General features: G+C 65.8%; 14 protein-coding genes. 5 read left to right on the forward strand and 9 right to left on the reverse strand.

Going from position 1 to position 17,866, the window contains the following annotated elements:
- Window positions 1–258 precede the first annotated feature (258 nt).
- The 3 genes from DSM100688_RS03655 to DSM100688_RS03665 all read left to right on the forward strand — a co-directional run bounded on the left by DSM100688_RS03655 (window position 259) and on the right by DSM100688_RS03665 (window position 4,291).
- Window positions 259–2,769 (forward strand): ATP-dependent DNA helicase RecG, encoded by a 2,511-nt coding sequence (locus DSM100688_RS03655; protein ID WP_152357805.1) that lies wholly within the window; start codon window positions 259–261, stop codon window positions 2,767–2,769.
- 61 nt (window positions 2,770–2,830) lie between these two features.
- Window positions 2,831–3,433 carry a 16S rRNA (guanine(966)-N(2))-methyltransferase RsmD gene (rsmD, locus tag DSM100688_RS03660; protein WP_152357806.1) on the forward strand — a complete coding sequence of 201 codons (603 nt, stop codon included), beginning with the start codon at window positions 2,831–2,833 and terminating at the stop codon, window positions 3,431–3,433.
- 255 nt (window positions 3,434–3,688) lie between these two features.
- Window positions 3,689–4,291, forward strand: a complete 603-nt coding sequence (locus DSM100688_RS03665) for a nitroreductase family protein (protein WP_152357807.1) — start codon at window positions 3,689–3,691, stop codon at window positions 4,289–4,291.
- Between the two features lie 128 nt (window positions 4,292–4,419).
- Here DSM100688_RS03665 and trmD read toward each other — a convergent pair whose 3' ends face one another.
- The 8 genes from trmD to ffh form a co-directional block, all read right to left on the reverse strand.
- Window positions 4,420–5,340 (reverse strand): tRNA (guanosine(37)-N1)-methyltransferase TrmD, encoded by a 921-nt coding sequence (gene trmD, locus DSM100688_RS03670; protein ID WP_152357913.1) that lies wholly within the window; start codon window positions 5,338–5,340, stop codon window positions 4,420–4,422.
- Window positions 5,341–5,473: 133 nt separating this feature from the next.
- On the reverse strand, window positions 5,474–7,228 hold the full coding sequence (locus tag DSM100688_RS03675) for an ABC transporter ATP-binding protein (RefSeq protein ID WP_152357914.1): 1,755 nt from the start codon (window positions 7,226–7,228) through the stop codon (window positions 5,474–5,476).
- 89 nt (window positions 7,229–7,317) lie between these two features.
- A complete protein-coding gene (locus DSM100688_RS03680; protein WP_152357808.1) occupies window positions 7,318–9,204 on the reverse strand; it encodes an ABC transporter ATP-binding protein in 1,887 nt (628 codons plus the stop codon).
- 53 nt (window positions 9,205–9,257) lie between these two features.
- Window positions 9,258–9,866 carry a ribosome maturation factor RimM gene (gene rimM, locus DSM100688_RS03685; RefSeq protein WP_152357809.1) on the reverse strand — a complete coding sequence of 203 codons (609 nt, stop codon included), beginning with the start codon at window positions 9,864–9,866 and terminating at the stop codon, window positions 9,258–9,260.
- 8 nt (window positions 9,867–9,874) lie between these two features.
- Complete coding sequence (locus DSM100688_RS03690; protein WP_094729693.1) at window positions 9,875–10,108, reverse strand: RNA-binding protein; 234 nt, start codon at window positions 10,106–10,108, stop codon at window positions 9,875–9,877.
- A 2-nt stretch (window positions 10,109–10,110) separates the two neighbouring features.
- Window positions 10,111–10,566 (reverse strand): 30S ribosomal protein S16, encoded by a 456-nt coding sequence (gene rpsP / locus DSM100688_RS03695; protein ID WP_152357810.1) that lies wholly within the window; start codon window positions 10,564–10,566, stop codon window positions 10,111–10,113.
- A 228-nt stretch (window positions 10,567–10,794) separates the two neighbouring features.
- The gene (locus tag DSM100688_RS03700; protein ID WP_152357811.1) at window positions 10,795–11,883 is read right to left on the reverse strand and encodes an endonuclease/exonuclease/phosphatase family protein; all 1,089 of its coding nucleotides are present in this window, start codon (window positions 11,881–11,883) and stop codon (window positions 10,795–10,797) included.
- A 99-nt stretch (window positions 11,884–11,982) separates the two neighbouring features.
- The gene (gene ffh, locus DSM100688_RS03705; protein ID WP_152357812.1) at window positions 11,983–13,635 is read right to left on the reverse strand and encodes a signal recognition particle protein; all 1,653 of its coding nucleotides are present in this window, start codon (window positions 13,633–13,635) and stop codon (window positions 11,983–11,985) included.
- A 325-nt stretch (window positions 13,636–13,960) separates the two neighbouring features.
- Here ffh and DSM100688_RS03710 point away from each other — a divergent pair, with 325 nt between their 5' ends.
- A complete protein-coding gene (locus tag DSM100688_RS03710; RefSeq protein ID WP_152357813.1) occupies window positions 13,961–14,866 on the forward strand; it encodes a cation transporter in 906 nt (301 codons plus the stop codon).
- 403 nt (window positions 14,867–15,269) lie between these two features.
- Here the strand turns inward: DSM100688_RS03710 and cysS are convergent, their stop codons facing one another.
- Window positions 15,270–16,907 carry a cysteine--tRNA ligase gene (gene cysS / locus DSM100688_RS03715; protein WP_152357814.1) on the reverse strand — a complete coding sequence of 546 codons (1,638 nt, stop codon included), beginning with the start codon at window positions 16,905–16,907 and terminating at the stop codon, window positions 15,270–15,272.
- A gap of 184 nt (window positions 16,908–17,091) precedes the next feature.
- Between cysS and DSM100688_RS03720 the strand changes: the two genes are divergently transcribed.
- Window positions 17,092–17,817: a type 1 glutamine amidotransferase gene (locus DSM100688_RS03720; RefSeq protein WP_152357815.1), complete on the forward strand. Its 726-nt coding sequence runs from the start codon at window positions 17,092–17,094 to the stop codon at window positions 17,815–17,817.
- Window positions 17,818–17,866 lie beyond the last annotated feature (49 nt).

The raw sequence follows: 17,866 nt of genomic DNA on the forward strand, positions 1-17,866 counted from the left end.
TCCTTGCTTCGTCCTTGTGGGGGTGCGTTGCCGCATCCACGTTTCTCTCTTTTCCGCCCCTCTTTCCGACGGACATACAGCCGATGATGACGCGTAATCGACTGTATGTCCGTTGAAGGGAGGAGGAACGGAAATGAGGGAGAGGGGCTGCAGAATTGACGGGATCGGCGATTCAACAGCACGAAAAGTCCGCCCGGAGGAACAGGCAGCCCTCCCGATAAGACGAAAAGTCCGCTTGCCCCGACACAATGGAGCGTTATGAGCATGTCGTTGGATACCCCGGTGTCGTCGTTGATGACGAACAAACGGCGTGTCGGCGCGCTCAAATCGTTGGGCATCGTATCGGTGGGCGACGCGCTGACGTATTACCCGTTTCGCGTGACCGATCCGGTGCCGTCGCGCGCGCTGCGCGAGGCACGCATCGGCGAGGCGATGGCGTTCGCCGCGGTGGTCCGGTCCCTGCGCGTCGTGCCGATGAACGCGCGGCGCGGCTACCGTCTCGAAGCGGTGGTCGACGATTCGGCATTCGCCCGCACGCGCGGCATGACCGGCGCGCTGACGCGACTGACGTTCTTCTCGTACAAAAAACAGTACGTCGACTGGGTGAGCATGCGGCTGCGCGAAGGATCGCACGTGGTCATTGCCGGCACGCCGACCGAATACGGCGGTCAGCTGCAGTTCACGCATCCCGAGATCGTCACGATCGCGCCATCCGCCGGCAACGGTGACGGCAGCGACGCCGACGTGTTCGTACCGGACTCGTCGTCGCTGCGATACGACGCAGACACGGTCGAGGACGGCCTGCGCCGCGTCTGCCGTCCGCGACCGGTATATCACGCAACTTCACGCATCTCCAGTGAACACATCCACGAATCGATCCTCGGCTTCCTGCATGCGCTCGTCGACCACGACAACGGCGTGGCATCACCCGCCGACGCGATCCCTGACATCCTGCCCGAACCGGTGCGCGTGGCGAAAGGGCTCATGCACCGCGCCGAGGCGTTCGCCGCGATCCACGACCCCGCCTCCACCGCCGAGTTCGCGCGCGGCATCGACACCATGCGCTATGAGGAGGCGTTCGTCTGCCAGACCGCGCTGCTGCAGGCGCGGCAACACGCGCATCACTCGGCCGCCGAACCCTGCCCGAACGTTGCGCTGCGCGACGAATTCATCGCCTCCCTGCCGTTCCATCTCACGCACGGCCAGCGTGAGGTGATCGACGACATCGCCGCCGACATGACCCGCGACACGCCAATGCAACGGCTGCTGCAGGGCGAGGTCGGCTCCGGCAAGACCGTCGTTGCGCTCGCCGCCATGCTGCAGGCCGTCGGTTCCGGCCATCAGGCCGTGCTCGTCGCGCCCACGCAGGTGCTCGCCGAACAGCACGTCGCGACGATCGGCAAGATGGTCGCCGGGCTGCGTGCGACGGGCGATGGTGACCGTCGGGTTGCCGGTGATGCCGTGTCCGACGGCCTGTTCGACGATCCGACGGCCGACGAAGGCGCCAACGACGTTCCCGTCATCCTGCTCACCGGCGGCATGAAACTCGCCGCCCGCCGCCGCGCACTCGCCGTTGCCGCCAGCGGCCGGCCGTGCATCATCGTCGCCACGCACGCCGCGTTCTCCAAGACCTTTCAGGCGCCGAACCTCGCGCTCGCGGTCATCGACGAACAGCACCGGTTCGGCGTCGAACAGCGCGAATCCCTGCGCGGCAAGGCCGACAAGGCCCCGCACCTGCTGGTCATGACCGCCACGCCCATCCCGCGCACGGCCGCGATGACCTGGTTCGGCGACCTCGACATCTCGTGGCTCACCGAACTGCCGGGCGGCCGCAAGCCGATCCGCACGTTCATCGTGCCCGAGGCGGACGGACGCACGATGGCGCGCATGTTCACGCATGTCCGGCAGCGCATCGACGTGGGGGAGCGGGCGTACGTGGTCTGCCCGCGCATCGATGCGGACGATGCGGACGCCGACAGTGCGGGAGACGAGGCGGACGGCGTCGGCGAGTTCGGCGTCTACGATCGGTCCGATGCGTTGGCACGGGAGGGGCGTGTTGCCGGCGGCGACGTACGGTCGGCCGGTGCAAACGCTCGCGTGGCCGCGTCGTCCGCGTCGTCCGGCGCGCAGACGAACGACGACGAGCCACAACGTCCGCCGCTGCATTCGGTGGCGGAGATCGCCGAACGACTGTCCGCGCTGCCGCAGTTCGCAGGCGTCGAGTTCGCGACGTTGACCGGCCGCGACGACGACGAGACGAAGGCGCGGGTGATGGCCGATTTCGCGAGCGGCAGGACGCCGGTGCTGGTCGCCACCACGGTGATCGAGGTCGGCGTGGACGTGCCGCAGGCCAGCTGCATCGTGATCTTCGACGCCGACCGATACGGCCTGTCGCAGCTGCATCAGCTGCGCGGGCGTGTGGGCCGTGGCGGCACGAATTCGTGGGCGTTCCTGATTTCGCGCGCGGAGCCGGGTTCGCCGGCCGAGCAACGGCTGCAGGTGATTCAGGGGTCGTTGGACGGCGCCGAGATCGCGCAGGCCGATCTGGAGTTCCGCGGCGCCGGCGATGTGCTCGGCGACGCGCAGTCCGGTGGCAAGTCGAGCCTGAAACTGCTGCGGGTGGTCAAGGACGCGGACATGATCGCCGACGCGCGCGAACGGGCGGGGAAGCTGTTGGCCGAGGATCCCGATCTGAGCGGCGAGATGCAGCTCGCGGGCGCGGTGCTCGACTTCACGCGCGGCAACGAGACGTTCCTCACGTCGTCGTGACGGGGTGTCGGGCCGGTTGCCTTGTCCGGTAGGTCTCGTTGGTGCCGCTAGAGTAGGGCGTATGCGCGTGATTTCTGGACGATTCAAGGGCGTGGCGCTGACCACGCCGAAAGCCGGCACCCGACCCACCACCGACCGCACCAAGGAGGCGATCTTCTCGCATCTCGACTCGTGGGGCGTGCTGGGCGACGCCCGCGTGCTCGACCTGTTCGCCGGCACCGGCGCGCTCGGCATCGAGGCGCTGAGCCGCGGGGCGCGCGAACTGGTCGCCGTCGAGGCGAACGGGCCGGCCGCCTCGCTGATCGCGAAGACGCTGACTGCGCTCAAGCATCAGCGGGCGTGGCGGCCGGACATGAGCGCGCGGGTAATCAAGGTGAGGGCGGAGCGGTTCGCGGCTCCGGCGGCCGGTGCAGGTGCCCGGTCGTTTGACGTGATCTTCATCGACCCGCCGTATGCGTTCGAGACTCAGGCGTGCGAGCGGCTGTTGGCCGATCTGGTGGCCTCGGGTATGGCGGGGGAACGCACGGTGATCGTACTGGAGCGGTCCGCACGGTCTGAGGAGCCGGCCATGCCGGGCGGCTGGGAGATCAGCGAGCGACGCGACTATGGGGAGACGGCGGTGTTTTACCTGGAGGCGTCGGTTCCCGCGATTGACGGCGAATAATCCCGGGAACTGACGATGTGCGGTTTCGGGCATCATTTCCGCGGAATATGGCCGATCCGGGTTGTGAGGTTTGTTACATAATGTGCGGTTTCCAACTCCCGGGATTGTCGGGGCGAATCCCGGGAACCGACTGATTTCACTTTCAGCGAAACCTACGTGACGCCCGCTGGATATCTCGTATCGTGGTATTCGGAAGATATATGTCGAATCGAGATATATCGTAGATCTGAACATCGCAAGCCGAAAGGAACCATCATGTCGAACTTTGTCGAGGATCTGCAGGCCCGCCGTTCGCAGTACGCGCTGACCAACGCGTCGCCGATCAGCGATCAGGACATCGTCAAGCTGGTCGAGGACGTCACCGTCGCCGTGCCGAGCGCCTTCAACTCTCAGCCGCAGCGCGCCGTCGTGCTGTTCGGCGACGCCAACCAGAAGCTGTGGGACATCGTCAAGGAGACCCTGCGCAAGGTCGTGAACGACGAAGAGGCGTTCAAGTCCACCGAAGCAAAGATCGACTCCTTCGCCGCCGGCCACGGCACCGTCCTGTTCTTCGATGACGAGGACGTGACCAAGCAGCTGCAGAAGAACTTCCCGGCCTACGCCGCCAACTTCCCGGGCTTCGCTCGCGACGCCGCCGGCATGCTGCAGCTCGCCGTGTGGACCGCGCTGGCCGAACAGGGCCTCGGCGCGTCCCTGCAGCACTACAACCCGCTGATCGACGAGGCCGTCGCCGCCGAGTTCGGCCTGCCGGCCAGCTGGAAGCTGCAGGCCCAGATGCCGTTCGGCACCGTCGCCCAGCCGGCCGGCCCGGTCGACAAGCAGCCGGCCGATGCCCGCGTCAAGGTCTTCGGTCTGTAAACCGCGTTGTTCATCACTCAGTGCGCGCAATGGCGATCCCTGCGCGCACTCAGTGATGATGACGGTATGAGAAACGTCACTCAGTGCGCGCCGACGTTGCGTTTGCGCGCACTGAGTGACGTTTCTGTTTACCGACGCCGCGGATGCACGCCCGACACCTCCCAGCCGAGCGCCATCAGCGTCTTGCGATCGGCCTTGTCGAGCGCCTTGCAATCCAGCCGTCCGATGAGATCCGGTCGGATCTCGTTCGTGCGGGCGATCGCCTCGTCGCGGCGGAACCGGTCGACCTTGCCGTGGTCGCCGGACAACAGGATGTCCGGCACCTTGAGCCCGCGCCATTCCGCCGGTTTCGTGTACTGACGGTGCTCGAGCAAGGCGTTCTCGCCCGTGTAGGATTCCTCGACGATGGAGTCGGCGTTGCCCATGAACCCGGGCAGCAGACGCGTGATCGCCTCCAGCATCACCGACACGGCCACCTCGCCGCCGTTGAGCACATAGTCGCCGATCGAATACTCGCGTACGTCCACGCCCTGCGCGCGGTAATACTGCGGGATGCGCGCGTCATAGCCCTCGTACCGGCCGCAGCCGAACAGCAGATGGCCGGCGTGGCTCAGTTCGGTCGCGTCGTGCTGGGTGAACAGCGGTGCGGACGGATTCGGGAAGATGAGGACGGGGCGATCGGCGGAATCGGCCGGCGCGTCGTTGATGTCGGTGCCGTCGTCGTCGGCGATGGCACCGGACGCGGCCGGTGCTGCATCGTCCGCGGTGTCGTCGGCGGCAGCCATATCCGTCGTGTCGGTCGTGTCGACGACCGTCGGCGCGAGCCCCAGCAGATCGTCCAGACATTCCGCCCACACCGCGGGTTTCATCACCATGCCCGCGCCGCCGCCGACCGGTGTGTCGTCCACCGAATGATGCACGTCATGCGTCCAGTCGCGCAGGTTATGCGCGCGCACCTCGACCAGTCCCTTGGCCTGCGCCTTGCCGAACAGCGACAGGTTCAGCACGTCAAAATACTCCGGGAACACGGAGACGATATCGATCTTCATCATGAATCCCCAGCCTAGCGTGAGGGCTGGCGAGGAACCGTGTCGCGTGGCGGAAAACGCTCGCTGACAGTCATGTCAGCGAGCGTTTTCCGCCACGCGACACAGCCCGCGGTACGGCTGCCGCCCGCGCGTCTCACCCCGCCGTCTGGTCGGCCACCATGCGCGCGTAGACGCCGCCTTCCGTCATCAGCGATTCGTGCGTGCCCTGCTCGACGATCCTGCCGTGCTCGAACACCACGATCAGATCGGAATCGCGGATCGTGGACAGCCGGTGCGCGATCACGATGCTGGTGCGGCCTGCGGTCATACGGATCATCGCGCGGCGGATCGACTGTTCGGTCACCGTGTCGACCGCGCTCGTCGCCTCGTCGAGGATCACGATCGGCGCATCGGTCAGCAGCGCCCGCGCGATCGTCAGCAACTGCCGTTCACCCTGGCTCAACGCACTGCCGCCGCCCGTCAGCACTGTGTCGTAGCCGTGCTCCAGCCGTTCGATGAACCCGTCCGCGCCGGCCGCACGCGCCGCCTCGCGAATCTGGTCGCGCGTCGCGTCGGGACGCCCGAACGCGATGTTCGCCGCCACCGTGTCCTCGAACAACGACGGCTCCTGCAGGACGCTGCCGAACGCATGCCTGAGACTCGCCATCCGGTAGCCGCGCAGGTCGCGCCCGTCAAGCAGCACGCGCCCCGCATCCGGATCGTAGCAGCGCGTCAGCAGGCTCACCATCGTCGTCTTGCCCGAGCCGGTCTGCCCGACGAACGCGACACGTGCGCCGGCCGGAATCGCCAGCGTCACGTCGTGGATCACCGGATGCGCCGGATCATAGCCGAACGACACGTGATCGAACACGATGTCGCCGCGCGGACTGCCGGCGTCTATCGCATCCGGCGCGTCGGCCGGCTCCGGCTCCTCGTCCATGATCTGGAACATGCGTTCCGCACCGGCGACCGCCGTCTGGAACGTGTTGTAGATGTTCGCGATGTCCACGAACGGGCGCGAGAACTGGCGCACATACAGCAGGAAACTCGACACCACGCCGATGTCGATCATGCCGCGGACCGCCATCACGCCGCTGGTGACCGCGACCAGCAGGAACCCGAAATTGTTGATCGCGTTCGACAGCGGCATCATGAATCCCGACCAGGTCTGTGCGCGCGTCGCCGTGGCGCACAGTCGGTCGTTGAGCCGCTCGAAATCGGCGATCATCGCCTGCTCCTGACCGTACGCCTTCACGGTCGCCATGCCGGAAACCGTCTCCTCGACATGCCCGTCGAGTTCGCCGAGCACGCGTTGCTGACGTGCGAACAGCGGACGGGTGCGTCGCGTCACGGTGCGTGCGAGCAGCAGCACGAGCGCCACCGACACAAGCGATACAGCGGTCAGTGGTGGGCTCAGCCACAGCATGCACGCCAGCGTGCCGACGATCGTGAATGCGTACACCATGAGTTGGGCGAGCGAATCGGAGATCGTGGAGCTGATGTTGTCCACGTCGTTCGTCAGACGGCTCATCAGCTCGCCATGCTGGTGCCGGTCGAAAAACCGCAGGGGAAGCCGTTCCATCGACTCGAATAACGCGAGCCGCAGATGCAGCACGATCCGCTGGCCGACCGCGGCCATCATCCACTGCTTGCCGAAGTCGATGAGCCAGTCGGCCATGTACAGTCCGGCCAGCAACGTGAGCGTGAGCGCGACCGACGCGTGGGCCGAGATGCGGTCGATGACCATGCCGATGAGCAGCGGCGAGAGTACGCCGGAGGTGGCGCCCAGACCGGACAGGGCGAACACGCGGCCGAGACCGCGCCGATGGCCGCGCGTCACGTCGAGCAGACGCCGCAGCGTGCCGCGCATGTCGTGCGGTTTGACGACCGGAGCGCCGCGGCGGGCCATGCCGCCGCCGAACTGCGGGCCGGTCGCGCGGCGGTCGAACGTCGGGGATGGGGAGGGCGTCGGGGATGGCGATGCGTTGCCTGTACGGCTCATGACCGGTCACCTCCGATCTGCGACTCGGCGATGGCCTGATACAGTGCGCACGTGCGCAGCAGCTCGTCGTGCGTGCCGACGCCGGCGACGCTGCCGTTATCCATGACGACGATGCGGTCGGCGGTGCGTACGGTGGCGATACGCTGCGAGATGATGACGACGCTGGTTTGATGGTGCGTATCGGCGCGGCCGGGCGAGCCAGAGACAGACAACGTACGCAGATTCGCCAGCACCTGATGTTCGGTGACTGCGTCCAACGCGCTCGTGCAGTCGTCCAGCATGAGCAGCTGCGGTTCGCGCACCAGCGCGCGGGCGAGGTTGAGCCGCTGCTTCTGCCCGCCGGACAGGTTCACGCCGCCCTGCCCGACGCGCGCGTCGTAGCCGTCCGGCAGCCGGTCGATGAACTCGTCGGCGCACGCCAGCCGCGCGGCCTGGCGCAGCTGCTCGTCGCTCGCCTGCGGGTCGCCCCAGCGCAGGTTCGATCGTATCGTGCCGGTGAACAGGGTCGGCTGCTGCGAGACGAGCGCGATGCGCGCACGCAGTCCGTCCACGTCCCATGCGCGCAGGTCGAGACCGTCGACGGCGACCATGCCGGACTGCGGATCGTAAAGACGCGCGATCAGCGAGACGAGCGTGGATTTGCCGGAACCGGTCGGGCCGATGATGCCGAGCGTGGAGCCGTGCGGCATGGCGAACGACACGTCGTGCAGCGCTGGTGCGGCGGATTGCGCGTACATGAAGGTGACGTCGCGGAACTCGACGACAGGGGAGCCTGACGATTCGTCGTCTGGTACCGTTGCCGTCGATCGGTGGGCCGTATGCGTCGATGCGGGGGACTGGTTAGTGACGAAATCCGGATCAGAGACCGGATGATGAGTTGACTTGGGGGCGGAGCCGGAGTCGGAACCGTGGTCAGGAGCGGAACTGATGGCCGACGGCTGCGCGAACTCGTCGGGGCAGTCGAAGATCTCTCGGATGCGCGACGCCGAAGCGCTCGCGCGGGTCGCTGAATTGATGATCATCGATACGCGGTTCAACGCGAACAGTATCTGCGTCATGTAGTTCATCGAGGCCATCAGCGTGCCGATATGCGCTGCGTCCTGCGTGCGCGACAGCCACAGCATCGCCACGATGCCGACGTTCACGCTCAGGTTGATCATCGGTCCGAACGTTGCGTTCACGCGCGTCGCGGCGACGTTCGCATCCGCGAACTGCCTCGCGGCGCCGGCGAACCGGGCGCGCTCCTCATGCTCCATCACGAACGCCTTGACCACGCGGATCGACCGCAGGAACTCGCGGCTGACCACGCCCAGCCGGTCGAGCGCCCGCTGCACGGCCAGGAACCGGGGGAAGCTCAGATGCATATTCGCCCAGATCAGCAGCGCCGCGACGATGAGGATCACGGCCACGGTCGGCGTCTGCGAGGGGATCTGCACGACGATCAACGCGATTGCGCCCACGCAGGTGATCGGCGCCTTGAGCATGATACGCATGAGGCCCTGCGCGAAGTTCTGGATCTGCACCACGTCGTTGGTGATGCGCGTGATGATTGCGCCGGGCTGCAATCGATCAACCGTGTCGAATCCGAGCGACATCACCTTGCGGTACGTGTCGGATCGGATATCGCGGCCGATGAGCTGCGAGGCACGCGACGCGAAGACGTTGCGCATTGCAGCCGCGCCCGCGCCGATCACGGCGACCGTGAGCATCACCGCGCCCCAACGCCACACCGTGCCGATGTCACGCCGCACCACGCCCTGATCGACGATCATCGACATCAGTGTCGGCTGCAGCAGGTCGCCGATCGTCTCGATCAGCAAAAATCCGGCGGCGGTGAGCGCCAAGGCCCAACGCCGCCGGACATAATGGAATATCAGTCTCACCGTCGCCTCCCGTTATGGAAGACGATAGTAGTCATGCCGGAGACTGCGTACGGTCAGGATTCCAGCCCGGGAATCAGTCCGCCGGGAGGATCGATCGTCAGATACTGCTCCTCCAGATCGATGTCGGGCACGAGCTCGTCCACGAACGGCACCAGCGCCGAGCTTTCGACGACCTCGCCGGTCGCTGCGTCGTGCACCGGATTCGCGAGCCGCACCTTGAGCAGCGACTGGAAGCCGTCGAGCACGTCCACGACTTTGCCGACGACCTGCCCGGCCGGCAGACCGAGGCCGTTGCCTTCGGCGAGCCGCACTTCGAGGCCGACCAGATCCTTCGGATACCAGGCGTCCTCCTCGAGCATGTCGTCCGGGTCGTCCGCCTCGCCGTACAATTCGATGCCGTTCGCGGCCTCGGACGCGTCACGGTCGTCGATGCCTTCGAACTTGATAATCCAACGGTTCTTGAACGTGCGCGCACGCTCCACGACGTACTCGGCAGAGCCGTCGCGCGTGTACAGCACGGAACCGGGAGCGAACCGGTACTCCGGTTCGTCCGTGAAACTCTGGACGGTGACTTCGCCCTTGAGCCCCTGAGCGCGGCCGATACGACAGACCCTCAGCAGTTCGAACTGCTGAGGGTCGTCTGAGAATGATTCTCGCACCACGTTGGGGTTCACCTGCGCACGTCCATGATGTCGACGCGCACTTTGTGATCGGACAGCGCCTGAATCACCGTGCGGATCGCGTTCGCCGTGCGGCCGTTGCGGCCGATCACGCGGCCGATGTCCTCCGGATTCACGCGCACGCGAAGCAGTTCGCCGCGCGGATTCTCATGGGACTTGACCGAGACATCGTCGGGAAAATCAACGATGTTCTTGATGAGGTGTTCCACAGCCTGTGCGAGCATGATCACTCAGCCTGCGCTTCCTCAGCCGGGGCTTCCTCGGTGTTCTCGGCGGCAGCGGCGGCTTCGGCCTCAGCCTTGGCCTTCGCCTCGGCCTCGGACTTGGCGGCCTTCAGCTTCTGGGCCTCGGCCTCGACGGCCTCGACGCGAGCGGCGGCATCCGGGCCGGCCTCAACGGTCTTCAGGGTGCCCTCGGCACCGTCGAGACCCTTGAACTTCTGCCAGTCGCCGGTGATGTTCAGCAGCTTGAAGACGGCTTCGGTCGGCTGGGCGCCGACGCCGAGCCAGTACTGAGCGCGCTCGGAGTCGATCTGGATGGTCGAAGGCTGGGTGTTCGGGTTGTAGGTACCGATCTCCTCGATGGACTGGCCATCGCGCTTGTTGCGGGAGTCGGTGATCACAATGCGGTAGAAGGCGTAGAACTTCTTGCCCATGCGCTTCAGACGAATCTTGGTTGCCAAAATGGCTCTCCTTGTAACTAGAGGTGTGGTTTCGGTTTGCAGTGTGGGGCACAGCTCGCCGAGCCCACGTGTTCCTCGTGGCGGCCGGGAGTAGAGGGCACCGTCCGTCGCGAATAACCGGGCTATTATAACGCAGGGGGGTGGATTTGACGCGCCGTGTGTCGTGGGCCGTAGGTGCCGGCCGATACGTGGTGTGCGGCGCGTGGTGTGCGGCGCACCGGCCTTGCGTCAGATCGCCAGCGTCGCGGCGAGCGCGAGATGGTCGGTGCGCTCGATCTCGAAGGACTCCACGTCGGTGAACCGCGCGCCGGCCGTGGCGAGCACGTGGTCGAGCACGATGCGCGGCCATGGCACCCAGCGCGGGAACGTGCGGCGCGGCCCCTGCGCGACGTCGAGGTTCGCGTCGGTGAAGCCGGCCTTGAGCAGCGCGCGGAAGCTGGGGTGGTCGAGTCCCGAGTTGAGGTCGCCGAGGACGACGGCGATGTCGCGGTCGCGCTGCTTGGCGTCGGTGGCGAGTGCGCCGAGGCCGCGGATGCCGGCGGACCATTCCCGGCTGCCGCGCATGGGCGACTTGGGATGGGCGGAGGCGAAGGTGATGTCGCGCATCGAGTCGACGGGGATGGTGATGGACGGTACGTCGGCGGCGGGGATCTCGACGGCGGATGCGCGCGACGACTGCGGTTCGACGCGGATCCAGATGCCGTTGAAGCCGCCGTTGTCGGTTTCCTTGCCGTCGCCGAGCTGACGGTAGGGGAGCAGGGCGTCGAGGCCGTTGCGGTTGAGGTCGTCGACGAGATCCATGGTGAGTTCCTGCAGAGCGAGGACGGTGACGTTGCGGCTGAGCACGGCGCCGACGATGGATTTCGCGTCGGCGCGGCCGTATCGGCAGTTGAGCGTCATGACGCGGAAGGACGCGTGCGACGCGGTCGCCGTGCGCTGCTGATCGAGGATTTCACGGGCTGTTTCACGGGAGTTGATTTCTGTTTCACGACGTGTTTCACGCATGGTGTCGTGTGATCGCGCGGCGGCGTCACCCGTTGCGCCGGAACGTACGCCGAAAAAACCGTTCGCGGCCTTGGCCCAGTACGCGGATTCGCGCATCTGCGAAGCCAGGCCGACCGCGATCGCACCGCATAGCAATCCCCACTCGCGCATCACGTTCGCGGCGACCGCCGTCGCCAGCAACGGCACCCACAGCAACGGAATCAACGCGATGAGATACGGCAGCGGCATATGCGCATCCGCGCCGGCCGGCAACGAGCCGAGCGCGACCCACACGGCGCACAGCAACACCACGATCCACAGGAACCAAAACATGACTATGCCCACCTCCACACATGCAAAGGCTCCCCTCGAGGGGGGGGAGCCCGGTATCATCTCGCGATCGGACGATCAGCCGACCGTCCGACCGGTCGATCAGCCCAGCAGACCGGACAGTCCGGCGCCGAAGTTCGGCGGCAACTCGCCGCCGTTTGCGTCGAGCGCCTGCTGCAGGCCGGCCGGCAGCGCCGGATTCTGCGGCTTCTTGGCGAACGCCGAGCCGCCGCCCGCCGTGCCGCCCGCACCCGGCTTCCTGCCGGACAGCTTGTCGCGCAACGCCTTCTCCTCGGCCTCGCGCTTCATCGGGTTGCCCGACTTGGAACCCTTCTTCTTGTTCTTCTTGCCGTTCTTCTTGCCGCCGCCCATGCCCGGGCCGCCGAAGCCGGGGATGCCGCCGCCGACGTTGTTGCTCATGCGCTTCATCATCTTCGCGGCCTGCTCGAACCGCTGCAGCAGGGCGTTCACGGCTGAGACGGTGGTGCCCGAGCCGTACGCGATGCGCGCGCGGCGCGAACCGTCGATGATCTTCGGATTGCGGCGTTCGGCCGGCGTCATCGAACGGATGATCGCCTCCGTGCGGTCGATCTCGCGCTCGTCGAACTGCTCCAGCTCCTTGCGATGCGCGGCCATGCCCGGGATCATGCCGAGCAGCGACTTCATCGAACCGAGCTTGCGCACCTGCTGCAGCTGCTCGAGGAAATCGTCCAGGCCGAACTCGCCCTCGGCCATCTTGGCCGCGGCCTCGCGCGCCTTCTCCTCGTCGAACTGCTTCTGCGCCTGCTCGATGAGCGTGAGGATATCGCCCATGTCGAGGATGCGCGAGGCCATACGATCCGGGTGGAAGACCTCGAAGTCCTTGAGCCCCTCGCCGTTCGAAGCGAACAGGATCGGCTTGCCGGTCACGCTCGCGACCGACAAAGCCGCACCACCGCGCGCGTCGCCGTCGAGCTTGGAGAGCACCACGCCGGTGAAATCCACGCCCTCGTCGAACGCCTTCGCGGTCTGTACCGCATCCTGACCGATCATCGCGTCGATCACGAACAGAATCTCGTTCGGCTGCACGGCGTCGCGAATGTCACGCGCCTGCTTCATGAGCTCCTCGTCCACGCCGAGACGGCCGGCGGTATCGATGATCACCGTGTCGTACAGCTTCTGCTTGGCGAACTCGATCGAGTCGCGCGCGACCTTCACCGGGTCGCCGGTGGTCAGGCCCGGAGCCGACACCGCGTCGCCACCGTCGGACTGCACGCCCTTCTCCGGCGCGTACACCGGCACGCCGGCGCGCTCGCCCACCACCTGCAGCTGCGTCACCGCGTTCGGACGCTGCAGATCGGCCGCGACCAGGAGCGGCGTGTGGCCGGCGTCCTTGAGCCAGTAGCCGAGCTTGCCGGCGAGCGTGGTCTTGCCGGCGCCCTGCAGACCGGCGAGCATGATGATCGTCGGCGGGTTCTTCGCGAAGTTCAGCGGACGATCCACGCCAGCGCCGAGGATGGCGGTCAACTCCTCGTTGACGATCTTGACCACCTGCTGCGCCGGATTGAGCGCCTCGGACACTTCGGTGCCCAGCGCGCGCTCACGCACGCGCGCGGTGAAGGAACGCACCACGTCGAGCGCCACATCGGCGTCGAGCAGTGCGCGACGGATCTCGCGGATCGTGCCGTCGATATCGGTCTCGGAAAGCTTGCCCTTGCTCTTCAAATGCTTGAACGCATTCGAGAGACGGTCTGTCAAAGAACTAAATGCTGCCATAATGCGCACCAGTCTAGCCGTGGCGGGGGAAAACGGGGAGGCCGACTGCTCGTCGGAAAACCGGACGTCCACCGGCCATCCGTCATCCGGACGATTCCGCTCAGAACACAACCCGCAATCGCGCCCTTCCAGTATCCTAGAAGGGCAAATAATCCGTGGTTTTTTGGAATGCTCACGCTGTTTTGAAATGCCGACGGACACCACCTATACGCAGACTGCCGTGCGCCCTCGCGAATCGAGCCGTCCCGGAACCGCGACGTTCCGAACCGGCCAGTGAAGTAACGGGTCAACGCAGACATGCCGTGCAATATGGAAGGCCCGCCCTATGCCCCAAAAAAGAATCGAACGTCAAGCCCTGATCGTTGGCATCGTCGTCAACGCGCTGCAAGTCGCGGCCGGCATGGCCGTGTTCTTCATGACCGGCCTCAAGGCCATGTTCCTCGATTTCTCCTTCACCGCGATCTCTGTGCTGTCCGGCATCGTCGCGGTCTACCTGTCCTCACGCACCGTACGCACCACCGAACGATTCCCCAACGGCCTGTTCGCGCTCGAGCCGATCTACGCGATCTGCAAGGCCATCTTCACGCTCTCCCTGCTGTTGTACTCGCTGCTCGACGTTTCGCAGGTCGCCTACGACTACTTCGTGCTCGGCACCGGCGAACGCATCGAAACCGGTCCGGTCGTCATCTACGAGATCCTCACCGTGCTCGTCTGCTTCGGCCTGTACGTCTACTACCGCCGCGAAAACCGCGCCATCCGCAATTCGAGCACTATGCTCACCGCCGAGTGCAAAAGCACGCTGGTCGACGGCGCGATGTCATTCGGCATCGGCGTGGTCGCCGTTGTGCTCATGTTCCTGCCGACCAGCGGCCCGTTCGACTTCCTGCACTTCACCGGCGACTTCTTCATCACCGTCGCACTCGTGGCCTGCACGATCAAGGAGCCGTTCGGCGTGTTGCGTGACGCGTTCATCGAACTGGTCGGCGGCGTGCATGACGACGACGAGACGAACGCGTTCGTGGAGGCCACCGCGCAGCGTCACCTGCCGGCGAACACCGAGTACGAGCAGACGCTGATCTTCAAGACCGGCATGAACTATACCGTCGACGTGTACCTGTCCGGCACCGGCGAAACGATCGATGTGGCCGATCTGGTCGAATGCAAGCGCTCGCTGGAGAAGGAGCTCACCCGGCGGCTGCACATCGTCGACGTCGACTTCGTCTTCGACTGACGCTTGCGGGGACATCCGCCCGCGGAACGGCCGTAACTCAGCAGGAAACACACGCTCCTGTTGAGTTACGGCCTTTTCCATATGCCAAGGCGACCGTATCTCAACAAGAGTGACGCGTTGTTGTTGAGATACGGTCGTCTGAGGGCGTCAGGAAGGCCGTATCTCAACAAGAGTGACGTGCTGTTGTTGAGTTACGGTCGTTTCGGCATGGGCAGACGACCGTAACTCACGGTCAGGGGCGAGATGTTATTGAGTTACGGTCGTTTAAGGGGACGGGAAGGCCGTAACTCAACAACGGGGTCGAGATGATGTTGAGTTACGGCCTGTGCGGCGGATGCCGCGATGAGGTTTGCGATGATCGCGCGATGGTGACGCGATGATTCGTGGGCGAGGCCCGGCGGGCCTACTTGAGGCTCCAGGTGCTGCCCTGCGGACCGTCCTCGATGGCGATGCCGGCGGCGTTCAGCGCGTCGCGGATCGCATCGGCCTTGGCGAAGTCGCGCGCCTTACGGGCTTCGGCGCGGGCGGTGAGCTGCTCGCCGATCAGCGCGTCCAGCACCTCATGCTCGCGGTTCTCGCCCTCGCCGGCCGCACCGGCACCCGCGCCGCCGCCGATCCACGGCTCGGCCAGCGGATCGAGGCCCAGCGTGTCGAGCATCGCGCGCACGGCCACCAGCGCCTCGCGCACCTCGGCGCGCGCCGCCTCGGAATCCGCGCGGTCCGCCAGCTGCGAAAGCAGCGTGTTGCCGTTGCGCACCGCGGTGAAGATCGCCGCCGTCGCCCCCGACACGTTGAAGTCCTCGTTCATCGCCGCGACGAAATCGGTCGGCAGATCATCCGCACGCACCGCGGCGATCTCGTCACGCGACGGCTGCTCGCCCAACGCCACGCCGGCGCGCTCGATGAAGTTCGACACGCGGTCGTACGCGGCCTGCGCCTCGACCAGCGCCTGATCCGACCACTCGAGCATCGACCGGTACTGCACCGAGCCGAGCGCGTACCGCACCACCCATGCGGAATGCGAGGCCAGCACCGACGGCACTGACAGGCCCGTGCCCAGCGACTTCGACATCTTCTCGCCCTTGGCCGTCACCCACGCCGAATGCATCCAGTGCGCCGCCGAATCATAGCCGGCCGCGCGCGTCTGTGCCATCTCGTTCTCGTGGTGGGGGAAGCGCAGGTCGAGGCCGCCGCCGTGGATGTCGAACATGTCCTTAAGGTAACGGTGGCTCATCGCCGAGCATTCGATATGCCAGCCCGGGCGACCCACGCCGAACGGTGTCGCCCAGCGCGCGTCCATCGGATCGGTGTCCTTCGGAGCCTTCCACAGCGCGAAATCACGCGGGTCGTGCTTGTCGGGCGACATGTCGGCCGGATCGACCGGATTGTACTTGTCATCGCCCGCCGCGTCCACGCTCGGCCCCATGCGGTCGGCCACGGCCGCCGCCTCATCCACCTCGGCAGCGCCCGCGCCCTGCTTCTGGTGCGTCAGTTCGCCGTAGTGCGGCCAGCTCGCCACGTCGAAGTACACGTTGCCGGTCGGCCTGCCGTCCGCGTCGCGCACCACGTAGCCGTGGCCGTTGTCGATGATCTTCTGGATCAGGTCGATCATGTCGATCATGTGGCCGGTCGCGCGCGGCTCGTACGTCGGCGGCAGTACGCCGAGCGTATCGTACGCCTGCGTGAACTCGCGCTCGTAGTAGTATGCGCGCGCCCACCACTGCTGCCCCGCGGCGGCGGCCTTGTCGAGGATCTTGTCGTCGATGTCGGTCACGTTGCGTACAAACGTGACGTCGTAGCCGAGCTTGAGGAACCAGCGGCGGACGACGTCGAACGCGACGGCCGCGCGGATGTGGCCGATGTGCGGGGACGACTGCACGGTCGCGCCGCACACGTAGATGCCCACCTTGCCGGGTTTGATCGGGATGAAATGCGCCACGGCATGCGTGGCCGTGTCGTACAGCTTGAGCCCGGCGGCGGCCTTGGCGACGGCCGGCTGCTCGGAAGTGTTGGAATTCAACGGTTCTTGAGCTTCTGTCATACTCCCGAGCGTATTCACGTTGCGCGACATCGCAGTGCGTTGCATGACGTTTGTGAGACAGTGCGTGAGACGGTCTGTGAGACAGTTCGTGAGACGGTGCATACGGTACCGCGCACGGCACTGCGCGACGCTCGCGCGAAACGGCGAAACGGAAGTTTACGTAGGTGATGACACAATAGAGGCTATGACGCAACCGCAAGTGTTGATTCTGCAGCACGTCCCGTGGGAGAAGCCGGGGCGTATTTTGACGAACCTGGACGACCTGGGGATGGGCACGCTGACGCTGAACATCGCCAAGAAAAAGAAGCCGGACCTGCCTGATTTCAACGAGATCGCCGGCGTGGTGATCATGGGCGGGCCGATGGGCGCGACCGACTACGACGAGTATCCGGGGTTGAAGGTCGAGGCGAAACTGGCCCGGGCCGCGATCAGCGTGGGCAAGCCGGTGCTCGGCGTGTGCCTCGGGCATCAGATCATCGCCACCGCGCTCGGCGCGAAGCTGAGCCACGGCGAGGCTCCGGAGATCGGCTTCGGGCCGATCAAGCGCGTCGACAAACACGACTACTTCTCCATGTGGGACAAGCAGATCGACGTACTGCACTGGCACAACGACGTGGTGGGGCTGCCGGCCGAGGCGCAGCTGCTCGCGCGGTCGAACGCCACCAAGGTGCAGGCGTTCCGCATCGGCACCGCGCTCGGCCTGCAGTTCCATCTCGAGGTCAGCGCGCCGCTGCTCGAGGAATGGCTCGACGAACCGTCGATGGTCAAGGATCTCAAGGCCGCCGGCGGATCCAAGTCGCAGCTGCGCGATGCATTCGCCGTCAGCGATCCGAAGATGCTGCCGCTCGCGGATCAGGTGTTCTCCGGGTTCGCGGCGCGGTGCAACACGTACGCGCAGACGTTGCGTTGATTCGATTCGCGTGACTGTCACGCGACTGTCACGCGAGTACCGATGTCGG

It is taken from the genome of Bifidobacterium ramosum, assembly GCF_009299505.1.
GTDB classification, from domain to species: Bacteria; Actinomycetota; Actinomycetes; order Actinomycetales; family Bifidobacteriaceae; genus Bifidobacterium; species Bifidobacterium ramosum.